The following is a 21,414-nucleotide window of genomic DNA, read 5'->3' as shown; positions in this document are numbered from 1 at the left end:
GACGTCAGCTCCGGCGCCGGTGCGCCGAAGAGTCGGAGGACTGGCCCTCGTCCTCCTCGTCGTTGTACCCGTCCGCGTACTGCGCGTACGGGTCGTCGTCACGCTCATCGTCCTCGAAGCGGTCGCCGTTCGGCGGCTCGTTCGAGGTCGATGCGCCCAGCTCCTCAGCCAGACGCGAGAGGTCCGTCCCACCGCTGTTGTACTTCAGCTGGCGGGCGACCTTCGTCTGCTTGGCCTTGGCCCGGCCGCGCCCCATGGCTCGACCCCCTCAACGACGGGGCTCGACGGCCCCAGAGTCTTGACACGCGTTCACAATTCAGAGCGGACCCTCGAAGGAGAGACCGGCCCGTAGGGCTTCAACGGTACCTGCTTCCGCCGCCGTACGGTACGCCGCCCGCACGACACGGCCGCCGGCAGGCGCCGCCGGTGGCTCTCTCTTCGCTGGTCAGCTCTCATTTTACCGTGCGTCCGAGTGTCGACCCGCCGAGGGGTCCACGGGAAGAGTCCCGACAGGATCAGCCGTACGATTCCTCGGCGCCGTCGCCCCCCGAGCCGCCTCCGGCCATCCGCATCTCGGCGATGCGGTCCGCGGCCGCCGCGGGCGGAACACCGTCCGTCGCCGCGCGGTCGAAGATCGAGAGCGTGGTGTCGAAGATCTTTGCAGCCTTTGCTTTGGCACGTGCGAAGTCGAAGCCCAGCAGCTCGTCCGCGACCTGGATCACGCCGCCCGCGTTCACCACGTAGTCCGGCGCGTAGAGGATGCCGCGCCCGGCGAGGTCCTTCTCCACGCCCGGGTGCGCCAGCTGGTTGTTGGCGGCCCCGCACACGGCCTTGGCGGTGAGGGCCGGGACGGTCGCGTCGTCCAGGGCGCCGCCGAGGGCACAGGGCGCGTAGACGTCCAGCCCCTCGAAGCGGACCAGCGTCGCGGTGTCCGCGACGCCCTCGACCTCCGGATGCGCCGCGCGCACGCGCTCGACCGCCTCGGGCCGCACGTCCGTGACCACCACGCGCGCCCCGTCCTCCAGGAGGTGCTCCACGAGGTGGTGCCCGACCTTGCCGACTCCGGCGATGCCGACCGTACGGCCGCGCAGCGTGGGCGCCCCCCACAGGTGCTGCGCGCTGGCCCGCATGCCCTGGAAGACGCCGAACGCGGTGAGCACGGAGGAGTCGCCGGCGCCGCCCTGCTCGGGGGAGCGGCCGGTCGTCCAGCGGCACTCGCGCGCGACGACGTCCATGTCCTGCACGTACGTGCCCACGTCGCAGGCGGTGACGTAGCGGCCGCCCAGGGACGCCACGAAGCGTCCGTAGGCGAGGAGCAGCTCCTCGGTCTTGATCTTGGCGGGATCGCCGATGATCACGGCCTTGCCGCCGCCGTGGGGGAGGCCGGCCATCGCGTTCTTGTACGACATGCCGCGAGCGAGGTTCAGCGCGTCCAGCAGCGCGGCCTCCTCGGGGTGCTCCTCCCCTGCGTAGGGGTGGAACCTTGTGCCGCCCAGACCGGGGCCGAGGGCGGTGGAATGGAGGGCGATCACTGCCTTGAGGCCGCTGGCGCGGTCCTGGCACAGCACGACTTGCTCGTGCCCGCCCTGCTCGGACCGGAAGAGGGTCCGCAGAATCCCCGTGCCACTCGCTCCGCCGGCGCTGATGGTGGGCGCCGCGGTGTGCTGTGGGGAGGGACGTACGTCAGCCACGGTGGTGACTCCTGATGTCGCGGTTGTACGCCCTCTTTGTCGCCTTCCGTGCTTGTGGCGCGGAACGGCGTGGAGGGCCGGTCGACAGCAGGGTACGACCTGCGCGCGGCCGCATCGTTGCGGTGCCACGATCGGTGGTAGTCAACTGTCCTTCGGGGTGCGCCCGGCAGGGGCGGACCCGGGCTCCCGCGGGAGCTCTTGCAGGCGAGATTCTGGAGGAAACGCGTGGCTCAGCAGGCGTCGGTCATCGTCCCGTACGCGGCGTATCTGCGGGTGTACGAGCCACTGGCCGCGTTCCCGGAGCCGGAGCGGGCGCACTGGGTGCGGTACGCGAAGCGGGACCGGGTGCCCACCGCCCAGGACGAGTTGCGGCGTTCGCTCGCCGATCTGCTGCCCGTACCGCCGGTCGCCGTGCCCGTGCGGGAGAGTGCCGACGCCTTCGTGGCCGAGGTGGACGGTGTGGTCTGCGTGTGCCCATGGCGTACGCGCCTGCGGGGCTGGCAGGCGCTTGCGGCGCTGTCGCAGGCGGCGGGCGAGCAGGAGGTGGCGATGCCGCAGACGGTGCTGGACGCCGCTGTGCCTCCGGTCGTGCGGCGTCAGGCCGCCGCGGACTATGAGCGCTGGCTGACGCGCAATCCCGATGCGCGTCCGTGGATCCGTACCGCCCTCTGGCATGTCCCCGTGCGCTGGTTCGTTCTTTTTTCTTCGGAAGAGAAAGAGTTTGCGAAGCCTGGAACGGGTGAGGAGAGCGTTCAGCAGTTCGTCCTCCGCTATCGCACGCCGATGGTCCAGGCGCGGCGCCGCCTCGCCCGTGGTCTGAAGGTGCTCCGCGAGGAGTTGGAGGAGGGGCCGCTCGTCGACGGCCTGGTCGACGTGGGCAGATGGCTGGAGGAGTTCCATCCGCGGTCCCTCGTCGAACTGGACTACGGCGGTCTGGCACACGCGATCCCCGAGGAGCAGCTTGCCGACGACGATTCCGCCGCCGATGTGGCGGAGGGAATCGCGGCCCTGCGAGAAGGGGACGGGGAGCGGGCCGGCGTCGCCTACGAGCGGCTCACGGACCGCTGGCGGAGTGTGAGAGAACTGCAGTTCGCCAACTGACTACGCGGGTTCGGTGCGTGGCGGTTCACGATCGAGCTGTGTTCGTGAACTGAACACGGACTGGGGCCCACGGGGGTTGCGTACGTCACGGACCTCCAGGACCAAGGTCCCGAAAGGGGCCAAAGCCTCAAGCGTGACGGACAGCACTTTCCGGGGCCTTGCTCTCAGAGCAGTCCCTCGTGTCAAAATAGGACAAGGAGTTCGACGGGGGCTCCATCCATCCAACTATGGTCGGAAAGATCGGTATTGCCCACCTTGGTGGGGCTGATGCTGCTTGGTCACCCTGTGACTGTTCGTCACGGTGGTGTGACTGTCCGCTATGGGGCGGTCCATCGGCATCCGTCGAGGTTCTACACCTCAGAGGGCAATTCCATCGGTTTGGCCGACGTGGCTGGACAGATGGTGTAGTTGTAGTGCCGAGGACAAGCCGTTCGTCCTATAACCGACTCGGCTCGCGTACGTCCATATCGGGCAACGCGGGCCAAGGTGCAGAATTTAAGGAAAGAACCGTATGGTTCGGTTCCTCCGAGGAGGCCGCTCATGACCGCTCGCACCCCTGATGCCGAGCCGCTGTTGACCCCGGCTGAGGTTGCCACGATGTTCCGCGTGGACCCGAAGACGGTCACACGCTGGGCAAAGGCAGGCAAGCTCACGTCGATCCGCACGCTCGGTGGTCATCGCCGCTACCGCGAGGCGGAGGTGCGCGCACTGCTCGCGGGCATCCCGCAGCAGCGCAGTGAAGTTTGATCAGGCGAAATAACTGCATAACAGGGCGTATTCGGGGCCCTCACCCCGGATCGGCGCCCGAGGCAACAGACATCAGGCCGCTGTCCCCAACGGCGCTTGATCGTTGATCGCGCTGGACTCCGCCGGGTCCGGCGCGATCTTTTTGTGCTCGGACCTGCCGTGTCCGGACTGGTCGTGTCCGGACTGGTCGGAAGCGGATCGCATTCGGTCACGCTGCCCGGCCGGCGCCGGTCGGGCAGCAAGACGGCGGGCTCGACTGGTGCCGCGACAGGGGGAGTTGGGTGTGCCGCTACGTCCGCTGTGGGTCGACGGTGAGGGCAATGAGACGTAGTGCAATTGCACATATTAAATTGGCGCGTGGTGAGAAGGGCGTAAGTTCCTCCCCATCCGGAACGGAACCAGTGACTCCCGTCACATCTGCTGTGACTTGTCGGGACCGATCACTCTGAGGTAGTGAGCAACCTCTCGTCAGCCGATGCCCCGCAGCTTCACAGCTCCACACTGAACGCCCTTATCCGGAACGGGCGTTGACTAGTTGGACGCGGAGACCCGGCGTGGCTCCCTGGGGCGCTCCGTGTGCCGCTCGGCGCGTCCGTCCGGGTGCCCGGTGCTGTGCCCGTCGGCGTGCCCGTCCGGGTGCTCGTCCTCGGGCTCCTCCGCCGTGTGCTCCATCGCCAGGCGCAGCAGCCGGTGGCAGACGGGGCAGTGACGCGTCACGTGCCGGTACCGGGTGGCGGCCGCCAGGTGCGCCCGCAGGAGCGCCTTGGTCTCACGCCGCCGTGGGCCGCGCGGAGTTGTCCCCATTGATGCCCCACCTCCCTATACGAGAAGTACCGGCGGGACGGTTTGCCGTCAAGAAGGCCCGGGTGCGGGCGGGCGCGAGGTCTGGAGTTCGTGGAATCCCGGAGTCGAGGCCACGAGCAGGACGCCGTCCCACAGCCGTGCGGCCGCTTCACCGGTGGGGACCTCGGAGACGACCGGCCCGAAGAACGCGGTACGTGCCTGACCGGCACCGGCCCGCTCCCCCTCCCGGTCTCCATCCATCTCCCCGTGCCCGTGCCCGCCCCCGTGGTGATCTCCGTGCCCGGACACGGAGATCACCGGGGTTCCGACATGTGTGCCGACCAGCCCCACGGCCTCGGCTGTCGACGCTCGTATGGCCTCGTCGTGGGCCGTCGTCATGCCGGCGTCGGCGAGAGTCCGGGGAAGCCCCGCCTTCTCCAGGGAGTCGTGCAGGTCGCCCAGCCACTCCTGTTCGCCGCCGCCGACCGTCCACAGGGCTGTGTAGAGCCTCGCGAGCGCCTCCTGCCCGTACTCCTCCAGCACGGCGGCGCAGATGCGCACGGGGACCCACAGCCAGCCCTCAGGGTCCCCTTCCGGGTCGTCGTCGCGGCCTTCGTTGAGCACCGAGAGGCTCATCAGGTGCCAACGCACCCGCACCGGGCGGACCTTGGCGACCTCCAGCAGCCACCGGGAGGTCAGCCATGTGTACGGGCAGGACGGATCGAACCAGAAGTGGGCCGTGCGTATCTCCGACGGGACTGTCACGGGGCGCTCCAAGTCGTCAGGGCCACGGGGGCACTTCCACGACGGCGCTTCACAGTCGCACGCCCGGGGTGCACGTGGAACAGCCCGCCCCCGGCGAGCGGGGACGGGCTGTCGATCTCTGCGGTCCTGACGGGATTTGAACCCGCGGCCTCCACCTTGACAGGGTGGCGAGCACTCCAAACTGCTCCACAGGACCTTGCGCGAGCGCCCGGCGTGCGGGCGCGAACGAGACTCTACAGCAGCCCGGTGAGCGTCGCGAACTCACTTTCAGCGACGTACATGTCACGCTCACGGCGCCGCCGCGTCCACCGCTTTCATGATCCGTTTGTCCGAGACGGGGTGGGCGGTGCCGAGCGCGTGGGCGAAGTAGCTGACGCGCAGCTCCTCGATCATCCAGCGGATGTCGAGCGCCGCCCGCGGCACGGGCCTCCCCCTGGGGAACTGCTCCAGCAGCCACAGGTATTCGTCGTGCATCTCCTTGACCTTGGCCATCCGCGTACGGTCCCGCTCGGCGTTGTTCGGCATCTGCGTCAGGCGGCGGTCGGCAGCGACGAGGTAGCGCAGCAGGTCCGGGAGGCGTGCCGTGCCGTGGAGCGTGACGAAGCCGGGGCAGACGAGGGCGGCGAGCTGCTGCCGTACGTCCTCGGCGGACTCGGCCAGCGCCGGGCTCGTCACGCCGCGCAGGCGCTGCTCGCACGAGTGCCAGGCGGCGAGCACCTCCTGGACCTGCCTGACCGTCTTCAGCGTGACGTCGACCAGGTCCGTGCGCACGGCGTCGAAGAGCTTGCGGAAGCTCTCCTCGTCCCACGCGGGACCGCCGTGCGCGGCGATGAGCCGGTCGGCGGCGGCCGTCACGCAGTCCTCGAAGAGAGCCTGCACGCTGCCGTGCGGAGAGCGGGAGAGAGCCAGCTTCTGCGGGTTGGACAGCTTCGAGGCGGCGAACTTGGCCGGGTCGGAGGGGATGTTGAGCAGGATCAGCCGGCGCGTGCCGCGCCACATGGCCTGCTGCTGCTCGGCCTCCGTGTCGAAGAGGTGAACGGAGACGGAGTCGCCGTCGTCCACCAGCGCCGGGTACGCCTTCACGGGCTGACCGCCGCGCCTGGCTTCGAAGACGCGGGGGAGGGCGCCGATCGTCCAGCCGGTCAGGCCCGTGCGCGAGGAGAGGGCGGGAGCCGCGTCGTCGGCGCGTCCGGTGCCGGGGGCTTCGGCGGACGCCGCGGAGGGCCCCGCCGACGACTGTGCCGCGGACCGGTCCGAGGGCCGGGCTGAAGACCGGGCCGTCTCCGCGTGCCTCTCCCCCGCCTTCTTCCGCTGTGCACGCTCGGACGACTCGAAGGCGCGGGCGATCGCGGCCTGCGTCTTGTCCCGGAGGCTGTGCTGCAGCTCCTCCAGGTCCTTGGACTCGGCGAGGGTGCGGCGACGTTCGTCCGTCACCCGGAAGGTGACCTTGAGATGGTCCGGGACCTTCGCCAGGTCGAAGTCGCCCGCGTGGAAGGGCACTCCGACCATGCGCTGCAGGTCGCGGGCGAGGACGGCCGTCAGCGGCTCCGGGCCCGGCGCCGCGGTGCGCAGGAAGCGCGCGGCGAAGTCCGGCGCCGGGACGTAGTGCCGCCTGACGGCCTTGGGCAGTGAGCGGATGAGCTCGGTGACGAGGCTCTCGCGCAGCCCGGGGATCTGCCAGTCGAATCCCCCGGGCTCGATCTGGTTGAGGACCTGCAGGGGTACGTGGACGGTCACGCCGTCCGCGTCGGTGCCCGGCTCGAACTGGTAGGTGACGCGCAGCGTCAGCTCGCCCTGCTGCCACACGTCCGGGTAGTCGCTGCGGCTGATCTCCTCCGCCTGCTCGTTGATGAGCATCGACTTCTCGAAGTTGAGCAGGTCGGGGTCCTCGCGGTGCTGCTTCTTCCACCAGGAGTCGAAGTGGGAGCCGGAGACGACGTGCCCGGGGACGCGCTCGTCGTAGAAGTCGTACAGCGTCTCGTCGTCGACGAGGATGTCCCGCCGGCGTGCCCGGTGCTCCAACTCCTCGACCTCGTCGAGGAGTTTGCGATTGTCATGGAAGAAACGGTGGTGTGTGCGCCAGTCGCCCTCGACCAGGGCGTGCCGGATGAACAGGTCGCGGGACGTCTCCGGGTCGATGCGCCCGTAGGCGATCTTGCGCTCGGCGACGAGCGGCACGCCGTAGAGCGTCACGCGCTCGTACGCCATGACAGCCGCCTGCTTCTGCTCCCAGTGCGGTTCGCTGTAGGTGCGTTTGACCAGGTGTTCGGCGAGCGGCTCGATCCACTCCGGTTCGACCTTGGCGTTGACGCGGGCCCACAGCCGCGAGGTCTCCACCAGTTCGGCGGACATCAGCCAGCGCGGCTGCTTCTTGAAGAGCGAAGAGCCGGGGAAGACCGCGAACTTGGCGCTGCGCGCGCCCAGGTACTCGTTCTTGTCGGTGTCCTTGAGCCCGACGTGGGAGAGGAGCCCTGCCAGCAGCGACTGGTGCACCGCGTCGGCCGGAGCCTCCCGCGAGGACGAGGCCGGCAGGATGTCCATCGCCTTGGCGACCTGGCGCAGCTGCGCGTAGATGTCCTGCCACTCGCGTATACGCAGGTAGTTGAGAAATTCCGCCTTGCACATGCGGCGGAAGGCCGAGGAGGACAGCTCCTTCTGCCGCTCCCGCACGTAACGCCACAGGTTGAGGAAGGCGAGGAAGTCGCTGCCCTCCTCGCGGAACCGGGCGTGCTGCTGGTCGGCCTGCTGCTGCTTGTCCGAGGGGCGTTCGCGGGGGTCCTGGATGGACAGGGCCGCGACGATCACCATCACCTCGCGCACGCATCCGTTCCGCTCGGCCTCCAGCACCATGCGTGCCAGCCGCGGGTCGACGGGGAGCTGTGCGAGCTTGCGCCCGGTGGAGGTGAGGCGGTTCCGGCCGTCCTTGCCGTCCTTGCCGCTGCCCTTGGCGCCCTTGGCCCCCTTGGTGCCCTGGGGTTCCTTGGCGTCCTTCGTCCTCGCAGCGGTGGAGGTCTGCAGCGCGTGCAGTTCCTCCAGGAGCTGGACACCGGCCTTGATGCTGCGGTGGTCCGGCGGGTCGATGAAGGGGAACTTCTCGATGTCGCCGAGGCCTGCCGCGGTCATCTGCAGGATGACGGAGGCCAGGTTCGTACGGAGGATCTCGGCGTCCGTGAACTCCGGCCGGGTGAGGAAGTCGTCCTCGGAGTAGAGCCTGATGCAGATGCCGTCGGACGTACGGCCGCAGCGGCCCTTGCGCTGGTTGGCGCTGGCCTGGCTGACGGGCTCGATGGGCAGCCGCTGCACCTTGGTGCGGTGGCTGTAGCGCGAGATGCGGGCCGTGCCCGGATCCACGACGTACTTGATGCCGGGGACGGTGAGGGAGGTCTCCGCGACGTTCGTCGCCAGGACGACGCGGCGGCCCGTGTGCGCCTGGAAGACGCGGTGCTGTTCGGCGTGGGAGAGGCGGGCGTAGAGGGGGAGGATCTCGGTGCCGGACGCGGCGGCGGCTCCCCTCCGTACGAGACGTTTCTCCAGCGCGTCCGCCGTGTCCCGGATCTCGCGCTCGCCGGAGAGGAAGACCAGGATGTCGCCGGGCCCTTCGGCCTGGAGTTCGTCGACGGCGTCGCAGATCGCCGTGGTCTGGTCGCGGTCGCGCTCGTCGGAATCCTCTTCGAGCAGCGGCCTGTAGCGCACCTCCACCGGATACGTGCGGCCGCTGACCTCGACGATCGGCGCATCGCCGAAGTGCCGGGAGAACCGTTCCGGATCGATCGTGGCGGAGGTGATCACGACCTTCAACTCCGGGCGTCTGGGCAGCAGTTGTGCCAGATAGCCGAGAAGGAAGTCGATGTTGAGGCTTCGCTCGTGCGCCTCGTCGATGATGATCGTGTCGTACTGGCGCAGCTCGCGGTCCTGCTGGATCTCGGCGAGCAGGATGCCGTCCGTCATCAGCTTGACCAGTGTGTTCTCCCCCACCTGGTCGGTGAAGCGGACCTTCCAGCCGACGGATTCGCCGAGCGGCGACTTCAGCTCGTGGGCGACGCGTTCGGCGACCGTGCGGGCCGCGAGCCGGCGAGGCTGCGTGTGCCCGATCGTCCCGTGGATGCCGCGGCCCAGCTCCATGCAGATCTTGGGGATCTGCGTCGTCTTGCCCGACCCGGTCTCGCCCGCGACGATCACGACCTGGTGGTCCCGTATCGCCGCGAGGATCTCGTCCTTCTTCCGGCTGACCGGGAGCTGCTCCGGATATGTGATCGACGGCAGGGACTCGCGCCGGGAGGCCACCTTCAGCTCCGAGTCGTCCATGGCCGCGGAGATCTCCGCGAGGACGGCGTCGCGCGCCTCGGGCTTGCGGACCTTGCGTGCGCCGTCGAGGCGCCGCCCCAGCCGCTGCCGGTCGCGCAGCATCAGCTCGGGCAGACGCTCGCGGAGAGCGTCGAAGGACGGGGTGGGGGACGTGGATGTCGGCATACCGGCTCCAGGATCGCACCTCACCGAATCCGGCGGCCAACCAATTCATGAAGGGGATGAATGCATACGTATCAGAACAAGTGAGACCTAGGGTGTCGCGCATGAGCGAGCAGCAGGAACCGGAGCCCGGCGCGGACAAGTCGCGGTCGCGACCGCAGTCACAGCAGCCGCACGGCGCGCGGGGTGTGCAGCACCCGCCCCACGGGCTGCGCGCCCGATGGCGGATCTTCACGCACACGCCGTTCTTTCCCGCGACCGTGCTCGCGCTCATCGTCGCGGCGGCGGCCGGTCTCTTCGCCGGCTCCTACACCTATGCCATGGCCGACCCGACACCCCGGGACATCCCCGCGGCGGTCGTGGGCCAGATCGAGGACGAGGGCCGCGCCCGCGCCTTCGTCGACGGCCTGGAGCAGGCGCTCGGCTCCTCGCTCGAGCTGCACCGCTACGGCACGTTCGCGCAGGCCAAGGAGGCAGTCGAGGACCAGGAGGTCTTCGCGGTGCTGCGGATGGACGCCCGTGAACGCGTCAGGCTGGACCTCTCCAGCGCCGCCGGCGCCTCGGTGGCCGAGGTGCTGCAGGAGACGGCACCGAAGGTGGGGCAGAAGACGGGCGTACGCGTGACGGTCGGCGATCTGAAGCCGCTCGGCAAGGGGGACCCGCGCGGGCTGACGATCTTCTACATGACCCTCGCCGCCGACATCATCGGCTTCATCGGCGCGATCCAGCTCAGCGTCAACGTGCCGGATCTCTCCCCCGTCGCCCGGCTCTCCTTCATCGCCTCGTACGCGCTGCTCGGCGGCTTCATCATCGCGGCGATGGTGAGCTGGTTCCTCCAGGCCGTGCACCTGCCGTTCGTGCACTCCTGGATGATCCTCACGCTGACGATGTTCACGTCGGGCATGGTGTTCCTGATGTTCAACGCCCTCATCGGGCGCTGGGCGATGATCCCCACCTGGTTCGTCATGGTGCTGCTCGGCAACCCCTCCTCCGGCGGCGCCGTGTCCTGGCCGCTGCTCCCGTCCGTACTGGGCCAGGTCGGCCGGTGGCTGCCCCCGGGAGCGTCCGTGAACGCCCAGCACACGGCGGTCTATTTCCCGGGCAACCAGCACGCGACGCCGTACCTGGTGCTCGCTGCCTGGGCGGTGGGGGGTGCCGCGGTCTTCCTCGGCCTCGACGCCCGGCGCCGCGGCGACGGCGGCGAAGCGTGGTGGAAAAACCTGCTGCCGTGGTCCGTACGCGAATGAGACGGTGTCAGAGACCGCAGCGCAGGCCCGATCCGGTGGAGGAGGGGAGAACCGTGGCAGTGACCGAGGTGATCAATACCGTGTGTGCTGCCATCAGCGCGTTTGCCGCCGTCGCGGGCGTATGGGTGACCATGCAGCAACCGCGCCCACGCCGAGGACGACGTGGCGACTCCCGTACGCAGGAAGGCGCACCGCCGCCGAGCCTGACTCACCGAAAGCTCACAGGGGCGGTCCTGGGCGTGTGAGCCCGGGCGTGTGATCGCCTTGAGCGTGTGAGGCACCGCCTTGAGCGTGTGAGGCACCGCCTTGAGCGTGTGAAGCAGAGCGAGGGCCCCGCCGGACGCCGGCGGGGCCCTCCGCATTCGATGCGCCGCTGTGTTACGAGGCGGGGCCGCCGATCACCGGGTAGTGGTCGGAGAGGTTGGTGAAGGTGCCCTCGGAGGACTCCCAGGGTGCGGTCTCCTCCTTGACGACCTCGTTCTCCCAGCCGGCAGGCCGGGCATGGCCGTTGCGGTGCAGCACGTAGTCAAGGTCCGACCGGCTGCCGTTGTCGCTCCGGCCCTTGGCGATGGTGTTCTCCACGTGGTCCGAGGAGTAGGGGTGCCCCGTGCGGGCGTCCGCGGAAGCGAGGTCCGCGTTGGCGAGCATGGACGCGTACTCCTCGCCGCGGGAGTCGGTGTTGAAGTCGCCCGCGACCATGACCTGTTCGTCCGCGGGGATCTTCTTCTCGTCGAGGAACGAGTCGATCGCGCGGAACTGCTCGGCACGTATCTTCTGCGGCTCGCCGTCGCCGCAGGCCGAGTCGCCCGCCTGCACGTGCGTGCCGACGACGTGCACCTTGGCGCCGTTCACGTCGAGCACGGCGTAGACGAAGCCCTTGTTGGAGAGGTAGTCGGCGCCGCAGCCGTGGTCGTAGACGAACTGTTCCTTGTGGACGACCGGCCACTTGCTGAGGATCGTGACTCCGCCGTCCTCGGGCGCGATGTCGGACCACGAGCCGCCGGTCGCGTCCCAGCCGTCCTTGCTCCTGCCCAGCACCGGTGTCTGGTGCGGGTATTGAGCGGCGGCCTTCTCCTGGAGCTTGTCGGAGACCGAGTTCTCGAACGCCTCCTGGAGTACGACCACGTCGTGGCCCTGGAAGAAGTCCGCGTCGGGGATCGCGTCCCCGCGGTGGTCCTGGCCCCAGTTGGGATAGATGAGCTTGTTGAACAGGAAGGTGTTGTAACTGAGCACCTGCAGGCCCGGCGTTTCGGCGGCCTTGGGGGACTCCCCGGGCGACGCGGTGGCGGCGGAGCCCGTCGCGAACAGGGCCGATCCGGCGAGCACCGCGGCGGCGGCAAGTCCCTTGAGGCGGCGCAGTCTTCGCGGTTCGCGGGGCGGAGGCGCCGGTGCGGAGGCGGATGCTGAGGGTGGCATGTTCGTCTCCCGTGGGGGGTGAGGGATACGTACGACGTCCATCCAAGCAAGCAAGCTTGATTTCTGTAACCGTACCCGCGCGCCGAATTCGGCTCGGACAGCGGGAGTCCGGGGCGGTCGGTACGGGTCGGTGCGGGTGGGTACGGGTCGGCACGGTTCGGTCCTGGTTCGGGAGGATCAGGGTCCCTGCACAACTTTTCGTGCGCTCCGCTGGTCTCATCTGCGTACCGGCGCCATCAGGCGCATCCGGGGGGACTTGGAGGGGAAATGCGCGTTCGCACACTGTGCGCCGCCGCGGCCGGCCTGGCCGTCGTTCTTGCGGGAGGCACGGCGTCCGCGGCCGGCCGTGCGGAGCCGGCCCAGCCGGGCTCGGCGGCCCAGTCGGGGCAGGCGGGGGCCGCGAAGGGGGCGGCGGCCCAATCGGCTTCCGTGCGGGAGGACTTCGACGGAGACGGCTTCCAGGACGTGGCGACCACCGCGTCCGGTGCCACGGTCGGCGGCCAGGCCAGGGCCGGTTACGTCGTGGTCACCTACGGCTCGGCCTCCGGGCTGCGGACGGCGTCCAGCACGTACATCGACCAGAACACCGCGGGCGTCCCGGGCGTGGCCGAGACCGACGACCGCTTCGGAGCCAAGGTGGTCGCCCGCGACCTCGACGGCGACGGCCTCACCGACCTCGCGGTGTGGTCCTCCGGCGAGCAGGTCGGCACGTCCGGCTACGGCACGGTGACCGTGCTCTGGGGCCGCGGAGGCGGGATCAGCGGGCAGGGCTCGGCGACCATCGAGGCCCCTGCCGAGCCCTACTGGCAGGCCGGGGCCAACATGGCGGCCGGGGACTTCGACGGCGACGGCAACGCCGATCTCTTCATGCAGCACGGCGACGACTGGGAGACGCGCTCGGTGCTCTCCGGCCCGTTCACCCGCGGCGGCGAGGCGGCGGACGAGCAGCAGATCGACATGTTCACCACCGACAACGACATCCACACCGTCGCGGCGGGCGACATGACGGGCGACGGCGTCGACGACCTGGCCACCTTCTACGCGTACCAGAACCACGCCGAGGGCGGCCGGTTCTGGCAGGGCACCGCCTCCGGACTCTCGACGGAGCCGAAGCAGCTCAAGTCCGCGGCCACCGCCGTCGTCGGCGACTTCGACAAGGACGGCAAGGGCGACCTGGCCACCCGCACGGTCCCGGGCGACATCACCGAGGAACTGCCGTACGACCCCGGCACCGTGAAGGTCTACTACGGCACTGCCGACGGGCCCAGCGCCACCCGCACCAGGACGATCACCCAGAACAGCGCGGGCGTCCCGGGCACCAGCGAGAAGGGCGACCAGTTCGGCGCGCGGCTCGACGCGGGCGACGTCAACGGCGACGGCTACGCGGACCTCGCCGCCGGCGTGCCCTTCGAAGCCATCGGCAACAAGTCGGCGGCGGGCGCCGTGGTCCTGCTCAAGGGCCGCTCCGGCGGACTCAGCGGCACCGGCGCCCAGGCCTTCCACCAGGACACCGCGGGGATCCCGGGCGTGGCCGAGGCCGGCGACCGCTTCGGCGGCGCGGTGCGCCTGCTCGACGTCACCAAGGACGCCAAGGCCGAACTCGCCGTCTCCGCACCGGAGGAGAACGGGACGGGCGCCGTCTGGTCGCTGCGCGGCACCTCGGCCGGCCTCACGTCGGCCGGTTCGCTCGCCTTCAACCCCGTCGACCTCGGCACCCCGGCCGCGGGGGCCGGCTTCGGCGGCTCCTTCGCCAACGAGAACGGGACGGGTCTGTACGCGCCCTACTGATCCTCCACCGGTTCGGAACCCGAGCCGTTGCCGGGCAGGGCAGGCGCCGCCACCGCGGCGCCTGTCCTCAGCGCGAGGCCCTCGTCCTGTGGGGGCCCAAGTCGTGGAGTACGCGGCCGAGTTGGTCGAGGCTGAGGGGCGGCCCGGGCAGGGGCCGCCCCGCCTCGGCGCGAAGGCCGTCGAGAAAGAGAGCGAGAAAGCGGCGCCAGGCGCCGGGGGCGGCCTCGGCGCAGGCCGGTACCACCCGGCCGAGCGCGGCGAGGGCGAGGAGCAGGTCCTCGGCGACGACGTCGTCCCGCACGGTGCCCTGCTCCTGGCCGCGGGAGAGAAGCATCCCGACCGTCTCCAGATTGTGGGCGTGCAGTGCGTCGAGCGAGGGGACGCCCTCCAGGCCCGTGGTCATCAGGTCGTTGGCGCCCCGGTCGGCAGCCAGGCCCTCGAATATCCCGTCCAGATAGCGAGTCAGCCCGGTCCACGCGTCGGGCTCGGCCCGCGCCTCTTCACCCCTGCGCCGGGTCCCGGTCAGCAGCTCGTGGAATACGGCCTCGACCAGCGCGGCCCGGTTGGGGAAGTGCCGGTACAGCGTCGCGTTGCCCACCCCCGCGCGGCGGGCGATCTCGTCGAGCGGAGCGTCGAGCCCCAGCGCGGCGAACACCTCCCGCGCGGCCGAGAGCAGCGCATCGCGATTGCGCCGGGCGTCGCGCCGCAGCGTCACGGGTCCCCCTTTCTGCAGCAGACGGTCCTCTGCCGCCCCCGGGTCTTCGGACCGTACGGAAGCGTGGACTGTTCCCCGGTTGGGATGTTAGCGTCCCCGACGGAAACGGGGAGTAGTCCTCGTTTAGCGGGAAGGGTGGGCGTGGCGGACACGGCACTGGTGCTCGGCGGGGGAGGACTGACCGCGTACGCGTGGCAGGCCGGTCTGCTGGCAGGGCTGGCAGAAGCCGGTGTGGATCTCAGCGGCGCCCACCTGCTCGCAGGTACGTCGGCCGGCTCGCTGCTCGCCGTGGAACTGGCCGCGGGGGCAGCGCCGGCGGACCTGTACGCGGAACAGATCAGCCAGGAGCGCACCATCCTGGAGCCGGCCGTCACCTTCGCCATGACCGTCAAGTACCTGTGGGCCGCCCTCGGTTCACGTGATCCGGGGACCGTGCTCAAGCGGCTGAGCAGGCTGGCGCTGGCGGTGCGCGACGTACCGGAGAGCGAACTCCTCGATGCGATCGGACGCCAACTGCCGGGCCGGGCGTGGCCGGAGCGGCCCCTGCGGCTGTTCGCGGTCGACGCTCTCACCGGTGCGACAGCCGGCTTCAGCGCCGGCAGCGGGGTCGACCTGCTGCGGGCGACGGCCGCGAGTTGTGCGCTGCCTCCCCTGTTCCCGCCCGTCACGATCGGGGAGGGGCGCTGGGTGGACGGAGGCGTCCGCTCGACGACCAACGCCGACCTGGTGCACGACTGCTCCCGGGCGGTCGTGCTGGCCCCCGTTCCCAAGGCGCCCGGGGCCGCTCCCGGCGCCGCCGGCCAGGTCGCCTCCCTGGCGGCGCACGGCGTACGGACCGCGCTGGTCGTTCCGGACCGCGAGGCGCGTCGTGCCTTCGGCCGCAACGCCATGGACCCGTCCCGCGTTCCCGGCGCGGCCCGGTCGGGGCGGCGCCAGGCGGCCGCGCATGCCGAACGGATCCGCGCCGTCTGGCACGGCTGAGCCGGCCGTCTCCAAGTGGCCGCCACGTTCCAGCGGACGGGACACGCGAGGGGCACGGGGAAGCAGCCGAGGAGTTCGGCCGTGCTCGCCCCGGTCGCCCCGGTCGTCCACGCGACGGCGACGCCGAGGTCCAGGACCTGCCTGAGTACCCGTCCCTGGGCAAGGCGGAGTGTCAGTTCACAAGGCCGATCCTGTGTCGACGATCATGTGATCCATGAATCGAGTACCTGAGGAAGGCATGGTCCTCATCCCGGGCGGCACGCTGATCACCAAGACAGCGGAGGAGGGGCGAGCCCTGGCGCTGACGATCGCACGGCACACCGTGCACAACATCCAGCCGGACCTCGACGTACTCGCCGGGGGGCGCCCCAACTACGCCACCTCCCCTGACAGCCTCATCGAAGCGACGCGCGTCGTGGCCGTGGAGTTCCAGACGATCGCTGCGGCCAACAACTACTGGCGCGACTGAGGACCACCGGCCACAGCGCAGGGTCGTCACTGTCGACCGAACCCGCGGCCCACTGCCGTCGCAGGCACGCGAAAGCCCCCGCCGAGACGACTTGAGTTCTAGTGGTCGTTGCAACACCCCAGTTCAAGGGGTGCGATGGACTTCGAGATCCGGGCGGACCGGCATCAGAAGGGGCGCCGTCTGACGCGTGAGCGGGCGGCATACTTCCGGCTCATGGAGCAGGGCTACAGCAGCAGAGAGGCCTGCCGGATCGTCGGCATCAACTTGCGGACCGGCAAGAGATGGCGCAACGGCTGGCATGCGCCGCCTACAGGGAAGCCGAAGCCTCCGATCCATGTCGAGGCTTCGGCTTCCGGCTCCTCGCGCTACCTCCAGGAGAAGGACCGCATCCACATAGCCGACCGGTTGAGGGAGAACGCCTCGATCCGGCAGATTGCCACCGAGCTGGACCGCAGCCCGTCCACGATCAGTCGAGAAGTACGCCGTAACGGCATGCCGTTACGCGGGGACGCGTCTTGCTGGGTCTACCGCCCGCATGCCGCCCATCGCCGAGCCGAACAGCGGCGCCCGCGTCCCAAGCCCGGCAAGATCGGGCAGAACTCGCAGCTGCGTGACTTCATCCAGGACCACCTCACGCTGCGATGGAGCCCGGAACAGATCTGCCACGCTCTGCGTGCACGCTTTCCCGACCGGCCGGAGATGCACGTGACGCACGAGACCATCTACCAGGCCCTCTACGTCCAGGGCCGCGGAGAACTCCGCCGCGAGCTGACCCGAGCCCTGCGAACCGGTCGCGCACGGCGCCGGCCCCACCGACAGTCCTACAAGCGCCAGCCCCGCAGCATCCCGAACATGGTGATGATCAGCGATCGTCCCGCTGAGGCCGCCGACCGGGCCGTTCCCGGCCACTGGGAGGGCGACCTCATCATCGGCAAGGATCACAAGTCCTCGATCGGCACCCTCGTGGAGCGAGCCACCCGCTACGTCCTGCTCGTCCACCTGCCGGCCGGTCACAGCGCGGGCAACACCCGAGACGCGCTGGCCGAGACCGTGAAGGACCTGCCGCCGCACCTGCGGAAGTCTCTGACCTGGGACCAGGGCTCGGAGATGGCCGCCCACCAGGCATTCACCATCGCCACCGACATCCCCGTCTACTTCTGTAACCCCGGCAGCCCCTGGCAGCGCGGCTCGAACGAGAACACCAACGGCCTGCTGCGACAGTACTTCCCGAAAGGAACAGACCTGTCCGTCCACACCCGAGACCACCTGGACGCCGTCGCAGCCGAACTCAACAGCCGCCCACGCAAAACGCTCGGCTGGGAAACCCCAGCCGAGCGCCTCGCTAAGCTCCTGGCAACAGCCAGTTGATCACTTGTGTTGCAACGACCCCTCGAATTCGCCTGACTCGACGGGGGCTTTTCGCTGTTCAGCGACAGTGGCTGGGGCCGGGGTCGAACCGGCGACCTTCCGCTTTTCAGGCGGAGGAGGGGATAGGCGGGGCCCCGCTACGCCCAGGTCGATGGTGCGCTGACATCCGCCTCGACCGCCGACGTCCAACCTCGTTGGCGTCACGACTGGCGTCACGACGGGTCACCCTGGTGCAAGGGACCAGCGGATCACGAGGCCTGGGATCATGGCCGCCATCCCTGAAGCGAAGTAGCCCACGCTGGCCGCTCCTGTGGGTCGGCGCTGACTCCGTCTTTCCACCCTCCGCCATGCTCGTACGGCAATCGACCAACTCAACGGTCTGACTGGACTCGGCTGCCCCACGAGCCAACGAAATTGGCCGATACCGATCGACACTCCGCGTCTCAGCAGTACGGTAAGAGCACTGCCGTAAGCTAGCTCAAATGACGGGGTGAACATCATGCTGAACCTGCGCGACGTAGAAGATTTTGGCGCCACCGATGCTGACGCGGATTCCCTTCTCCGTGAATGCTTCCAAGACCACCCGGCCTATATCTCCGCCAAGGAGAACAGGAAATTTCTCATCCTTGGAAGGAAAGGATCGGGGAAGACTGCCATCTATAAGCGTTTCTTGACTGAGCGAGATCCACACGAGTTCGCTTACGGCCATTCTTTTAATGACTACCCTTGGCATCATCATGACCTGCAAGGGCAAACCGGAGTCCCGGAGGAGCGTCGGTACTTCCACAGCTGGAAATTCCTCATTCTGATGGGATTGGCAAAAATCCTACTCAATAACGATCAGAGCCAACCGTGGAGCGATCAATCCTTCGACTCCATCACGGCTCTCGAGGATTTCGTGGTCGATTCTTATGGATCACGCGACCCTGATATCCGTCAACTCTTCAGTCCGAGCAGGGAGCTGCGCCTAAAGAGCGTACTCAAAATGCCATTTATCGAATTCTCAGGTGAGCGTGTTCGCGTGAAGGAGTTGCCCCCTCACATTCAGGAGGTGAACCGTGCAGTGCAAGAGCACGTACTGAACTCCCTTAATCCGGACAACTCCTACTACATCTGCTTCGACCAGTTGGACCTGGAATTTGTCAAGAGCAACGAACCATATGCTCAGCGTCTAATCGGTCTCATTCTCGCAGCCCGAGACCTGTTTGTTGCAGCCCGAGACATGGGGAAGAAACTCAACGTCGTTGTTTTCCTGCGAGACGACATCTATCAAGACTTGCAATTCGAGGACAAGAATAAAATTACACGGAATTTCATGGAACGGGTGCAGTGGGATAAGTACGGTAGTGGGCTGACACTCAAAGGGCTCATGGAGAGCCGTTTCAGCAAGGCGCTGGGAGACGAAAGGACTCCTAGGGTCACTTGGGAGGACGTGTTCGACGAGTCTAAGGAAATGCCAAGTCGACAGAATAAGTATCAGCACATCTGTGACCGCACATTCCTGAGGCCCCGCGATGTGATCCAGTTTTGCAACGAGGTCTTGAATCAGTATAAGTCTTCAAGCGAATTGGGGGACACGCAGTTCGACAATACGGCCGTTCACGAAGCGCGCCCAGAGTATTCTGATTACCTTCTCAGTGAGCTGGATGACGAAATCGCTAAACATGTACCTCAGTACAAGGAATACATGGAAGTGCTCAAAGAGATCGGATCGCTGCAATTCTCTCTAGTCGCCTTCGAGGGGGCTTGGCTTAGGAGGTCGCTGAACGCCCAGGTGGAGCCAATCGTTGCGCTGAGTCAACTCTTTGAATTCTCAGTCGTTGGCTACCTTAAGCCCGGTGGTCGGGGAGGTGGTTCCGAGTATGTTTGGCGGTACCGTGACCCGAGAGCTCGATTCAATGCGGCGTCAGAAGTATTTCGTATCCATCCCGGCTTCAAAGAAGCTCTCGACTTGAGTCGTCAATCTGCCTGAGGTTACTTTCACGGTCGGCGGAGTCTCAATGAGCGAGTCAAGCTGTCGCAGCCGCTTGTGGTGGCATCGCAGTGAAGGGCCGGTTGTCGCGTAGGAGTGCCCAGAGGACTGCGACTCGTCGGCGGGCGAGAGCGATGACGGCTTGGACGTGCTGTGCGCCCTCGGCTCGTTTCTTGAGGTAGTAGTCGCGGTTGGGCCCTTCGCGGATGATGCTGGTCTGGGCTGAGAGGTAGAAGACGCGGCGAAGGCGTCGGCTGTAGCGCTGGGGCCGGTGCAGGTTGCCGGTGCGGCGTCCGGAGTCGCGGGGGACGGGGACCAGGCCGGCCGCGGAGGCGAGGTGGCCTTCGTTCGCGTAAGAGGTCAGGTCCCCGGCAGCCACGATGAACTCGGCGCCGAGGATGGGTCCCATGCCGGGCAGCGATTCGATGACGGCAGCCTGAGGGTGGCTGCGAAAGGTGCAGCGGATCTGCTTGTCGATGCGATTGAGGCGTTCATCGAGGTCGAGGATCTGCTGGGCGATGTCGGCCACGATGTCCGCGGCGACCTGCTGGCCGGGCAACGTGGTGTGTTGAGCATCTGCGGCCTGGACGGCGGTGTGCGCGACGGTTGCAGGATTGCGCACGTTCCGGCGGGTCAGCCACGTCGTAAGACGAGTGAGGCCGCGGCGGCGGATGGCCGTCGGAGTCTGGTAGCCGGTGAGCAGGGTGAGGGCACCTTTGTGGTCGGAGTAGTCGAAGGCAGCCTCCAGTGCGGGGAAGATCCCGGTGAGCACGTCGCGGAGCCGGTTGACCATGCGGACCCGGTCGGTGATCAGGTCGGACCGGTGTGCAGTGAGGAGGGCAAGGTCGGCGGCCAGTTGAGCGCTGACACCGATGCTGGTGAAGTCCCGTCGGACACGGGCGGTTTCTGCGATGACATAGGCGTCGCGGGCATCGGTCTTGGCCTCACCTGGATAGGCGCCGGACATGCGGTTGACTGTCCGACCAGGCACGTAGACGGCCTCCTGGCAGTGGGATGCAAGCAGCGCCAGCAGAAGCGCGGAGGCAGTGCCGGCAATGTCGATGGCCCAGTGCACGTGATCGGCAAGGGCAAGGACGCTGCCGAGGGCGTCGAGGATCGCACTCTCGTCGTTGGGGACTTTCTGGTTCCACACTGCGGCACCGGCGTCGTCGACCGCGGTCATCCAGTGGTGGGCCTTGCCGGCATCAATGCCGACCCAGATCTGGGTCAACTGCTTTGCCATGAGCGTCTCCTCGGCTCGGCGACGTGGTGTCGGTCCGAGGAACACCCGCTGTCAGCTCCGTAAGCAGCGACCGGTTCGCACATCTCAATCAGCAGGCAGGCGTCCCGGAGAGCCGGGCGGCCACTCCACCGGAGCCACCGAAGGCAAGCGGCTTTAAAGCCACACCCGACCCTCCCGGACCGCCGAACAACTTACGGAGCGGCTTTGGGGTGGAGCTTGCTTGGAGCGAGAGATCATGGCCCTTACGCTTCCGCGAATCGGGCTGGCTCCTCGCCTGCCCGCAATAGCCCGATCTGGGCCATGATCTTAGAGGCTCGCTCCAAGTTGGCTCCGTAAGGCCGTGGAGCCGGCCGTCCCAACCACGATGGCGCCCTCTTCTGCGACTCGCGTTGCGCGCGGCCCGGCGGCGAGCCGGGCCGCGCGGCGAGCGGAGCGAGCCCTTGATCTCGGCACCCCCGTGCACATCGTCCAGCAGATAGCCGGGCACAGCGATCACGGCGTCACGATGCAGGTCTACGCACATGCCTCGCTGGATGAGCAGAGGAAAGCTCTCGGGCGTCTGGAGGGCACGTTGCTGTAGCGGATCGCTGCCGTTGGCGTCAGAACTGGCGTCATCCGGCACGCAGAAGCCCCCGCCCAGTGAGGCGAATTCGAGGGGTCG

17 protein-coding genes and 2 tRNA genes are annotated in these 21,414 nt (G+C 68.1%); 9 read left to right on the top strand and 10 right to left on the bottom strand.

Annotated elements, in window-relative coordinates; genetic code table 11:
• Positions 1–4: 4 nt before the first annotated feature.
• Entirely contained in the window at positions 5–256 is a 252-nt protein-coding gene (locus AN215_RS10710) for a DUF3073 domain-containing protein (protein WP_070012864.1), read from the bottom strand.
• A gap of 259 nt (positions 257–515) precedes the next feature.
• Entirely contained in the window at positions 516–1,646 is a 1,131-nt protein-coding gene (locus AN215_RS10705; protein WP_070013818.1) for a Leu/Phe/Val dehydrogenase, read from the bottom strand.
• Positions 1,647–1,916: 270 nt separating this feature from the next.
• On the opposite strand from AN215_RS10705, the gene AN215_RS10700 reads away from it, so the two are divergent.
• Positions 1,917–2,792, top strand: a complete 876-nt coding sequence (locus AN215_RS10700) for a DUF8083 family protein (protein ID WP_070012865.1) — start codon at positions 1,917–1,919, stop codon at positions 2,790–2,792.
• A gap of 540 nt (positions 2,793–3,332) precedes the next feature.
• Positions 3,333–3,539 (top strand): developmental transcriptional regulator BldC, encoded by a 207-nt coding sequence (gene bldC, locus AN215_RS10695; protein ID WP_027749187.1) that lies wholly within the window; start codon positions 3,333–3,335, stop codon positions 3,537–3,539.
• A 531-nt stretch (positions 3,540–4,070) separates the two neighbouring features.
• Here bldC and AN215_RS10690 read toward each other — a convergent pair.
• The 4 genes from AN215_RS10690 to hrpA form a co-directional block, all read right to left on the bottom strand.
• The gene (locus AN215_RS10690) at positions 4,071–4,343 is read right to left on the bottom strand and encodes a DUF6274 family protein (RefSeq protein WP_070012866.1); all 273 of its coding nucleotides are present in this window, start codon (positions 4,341–4,343) and stop codon (positions 4,071–4,073) included.
• A 48-nt stretch (positions 4,344–4,391) separates the two neighbouring features.
• Entirely contained in the window at positions 4,392–5,087 is a 696-nt protein-coding gene (locus tag AN215_RS10685) for a DsbA family protein (protein ID WP_079122884.1), read from the bottom strand.
• A gap of 121 nt (positions 5,088–5,208) precedes the next feature.
• A tRNA-Asp gene (locus tag AN215_RS10680) sits at positions 5,209–5,283 on the bottom strand.
• Between the two features lie 92 nt (positions 5,284–5,375).
• Complete coding sequence (gene hrpA, locus AN215_RS10675) at positions 5,376–9,557, bottom strand: ATP-dependent RNA helicase HrpA (RefSeq protein ID WP_070012867.1); 4,182 nt, start codon at positions 9,555–9,557, stop codon at positions 5,376–5,378.
• A 101-nt stretch (positions 9,558–9,658) separates the two neighbouring features.
• Between hrpA and AN215_RS10670 the strand changes: the two genes are divergently transcribed.
• The gene (locus tag AN215_RS10670; RefSeq protein ID WP_070012868.1) at positions 9,659–10,801 is read left to right on the top strand and encodes an ABC-2 transporter permease; all 1,143 of its coding nucleotides are present in this window, start codon (positions 9,659–9,661) and stop codon (positions 10,799–10,801) included.
• 378 nt (positions 10,802–11,179) lie between these two features.
• On the opposite strand, the gene sph is transcribed toward AN215_RS10670, so the two are convergent.
• Entirely contained in the window at positions 11,180–12,217 is a 1,038-nt protein-coding gene (gene sph, locus AN215_RS10665) for a sphingomyelin phosphodiesterase (RefSeq protein ID WP_079122883.1), read from the bottom strand.
• A 267-nt stretch (positions 12,218–12,484) separates the two neighbouring features.
• Here sph and AN215_RS10660 point away from each other — a divergent pair, with 267 nt between their 5' ends.
• On the top strand, positions 12,485–14,005 hold the full coding sequence (locus tag AN215_RS10660) for an FG-GAP and VCBS repeat-containing protein (RefSeq protein ID WP_070012869.1): 1,521 nt from the start codon (positions 12,485–12,487) through the stop codon (positions 14,003–14,005).
• A gap of 67 nt (positions 14,006–14,072) precedes the next feature.
• On the opposite strand, the gene AN215_RS10655 is transcribed toward AN215_RS10660, so the two are convergent.
• Positions 14,073–14,720 (bottom strand): TetR/AcrR family transcriptional regulator, encoded by a 648-nt coding sequence (locus tag AN215_RS10655; RefSeq protein WP_245694387.1) that lies wholly within the window; start codon positions 14,718–14,720, stop codon positions 14,073–14,075.
• Between the two features lie 141 nt (positions 14,721–14,861).
• Between AN215_RS10655 and AN215_RS10650 the strand changes: the two genes are divergently transcribed.
• The 3 genes from AN215_RS10650 to AN215_RS10640 all read left to right on the top strand — a co-directional run bounded on the left by AN215_RS10650 (position 14,862) and on the right by AN215_RS10640 (position 17,538).
• A complete protein-coding gene (locus AN215_RS10650; RefSeq protein ID WP_070013821.1) occupies positions 14,862–15,701 on the top strand; it encodes a patatin-like phospholipase family protein in 840 nt (279 codons plus the stop codon).
• A 214-nt stretch (positions 15,702–15,915) separates the two neighbouring features.
• On the top strand, positions 15,916–16,170 hold the full coding sequence (locus AN215_RS10645) for a hexameric tyrosine-coordinated heme protein (protein WP_070012871.1): 255 nt from the start codon (positions 15,916–15,918) through the stop codon (positions 16,168–16,170).
• 135 nt (positions 16,171–16,305) lie between these two features.
• On the top strand, positions 16,306–17,538 hold the full coding sequence (locus AN215_RS10640; protein WP_070008649.1) for an IS30 family transposase: 1,233 nt from the start codon (positions 16,306–16,308) through the stop codon (positions 17,536–17,538).
• A 68-nt stretch (positions 17,539–17,606) separates the two neighbouring features.
• Here AN215_RS10640 and AN215_RS29805 read toward each other — a convergent pair.
• Positions 17,607–17,682 (bottom strand) — tRNA-Phe (locus AN215_RS29805).
• A 355-nt stretch (positions 17,683–18,037) separates the two neighbouring features.
• Here AN215_RS29805 and AN215_RS29530 point away from each other — a divergent pair.
• On the top strand, positions 18,038–19,510 hold the full coding sequence (locus tag AN215_RS29530) for a P-loop ATPase, Sll1717 family (RefSeq protein WP_420856231.1): 1,473 nt from the start codon (positions 18,038–18,040) through the stop codon (positions 19,508–19,510).
• Positions 19,511–19,547: 37 nt separating this feature from the next.
• Here AN215_RS29530 and AN215_RS10635 read toward each other — a convergent pair whose 3' ends face one another.
• Positions 19,548–20,753, bottom strand: a complete 1,206-nt coding sequence (locus tag AN215_RS10635; RefSeq protein ID WP_070012789.1) for an IS110 family RNA-guided transposase — start codon at positions 20,751–20,753, stop codon at positions 19,548–19,550.
• A 457-nt stretch (positions 20,754–21,210) separates the two neighbouring features.
• Here AN215_RS10635 and AN215_RS30635 point away from each other — a divergent pair, with 457 nt between their 5' ends.
• A complete protein-coding gene (locus AN215_RS30635; RefSeq protein WP_275520878.1) occupies positions 21,211–21,333 on the top strand; it encodes a hypothetical protein in 123 nt (40 codons plus the stop codon).
• Positions 21,334–21,414: the final 81 nt, after the last annotated feature.

This window comes from Streptomyces abyssalis (assembly GCF_001751365.1).
GTDB classification, from domain to species: domain Bacteria; phylum Actinomycetota; class Actinomycetes; order Streptomycetales; family Streptomycetaceae; genus Streptomyces; species Streptomyces abyssalis.
This window is presented reverse-complemented; position numbering and strand designations above follow the sequence as displayed.

Excerpts from the sequence above, each read along its gene's own strand:
- sph (WP_079122883.1), bottom strand. The coding sequence starts at position 12,217 with ATGCCACCCTCAGCATCCGCCTCCGCACCGGCGCCTCCGCCCCGCGAA.
- AN215_RS10635 (WP_070012789.1), bottom strand. The coding sequence starts at position 20,753 with ATGGCAAAGCAGTTGACCCAGATCTGGGTCGGCATTGATGCCGGCAAG.
- AN215_RS29530 (WP_420856231.1), top strand. The coding sequence starts at position 18,038 with ATGCTGAACCTGCGCGACGTAGAAGATTTTGGCGCCACCGATGCTGAC.
- AN215_RS10690 (WP_070012866.1), bottom strand. The coding sequence starts at position 4,343 with ATGGGGACAACTCCGCGCGGCCCACGGCGGCGTGAGACCAAGGCGCTC.
- AN215_RS10670 (WP_070012868.1), top strand. The coding sequence starts at position 9,659 with ATGAGCGAGCAGCAGGAACCGGAGCCCGGCGCGGACAAGTCGCGGTCG.
- AN215_RS10710 (WP_070012864.1), bottom strand. The coding sequence starts at position 256 with ATGGGGCGCGGCCGGGCCAAGGCCAAGCAGACGAAGGTCGCCCGCCAG.
- AN215_RS10640 (WP_070008649.1), top strand. The coding sequence starts at position 16,306 with ATGGACTTCGAGATCCGGGCGGACCGGCATCAGAAGGGGCGCCGTCTG.
- bldC (WP_027749187.1), top strand. The coding sequence starts at position 3,333 with ATGACCGCTCGCACCCCTGATGCCGAGCCGCTGTTGACCCCGGCTGAG.
- hrpA (WP_070012867.1), bottom strand. The coding sequence starts at position 9,557 with ATGCCGACATCCACGTCCCCCACCCCGTCCTTCGACGCTCTCCGCGAG.
- AN215_RS10645 (WP_070012871.1), top strand. The coding sequence starts at position 15,916 with ATGAATCGAGTACCTGAGGAAGGCATGGTCCTCATCCCGGGCGGCACG.
- AN215_RS10660 (WP_070012869.1), top strand. The coding sequence starts at position 12,485 with ATGCGCGTTCGCACACTGTGCGCCGCCGCGGCCGGCCTGGCCGTCGTT.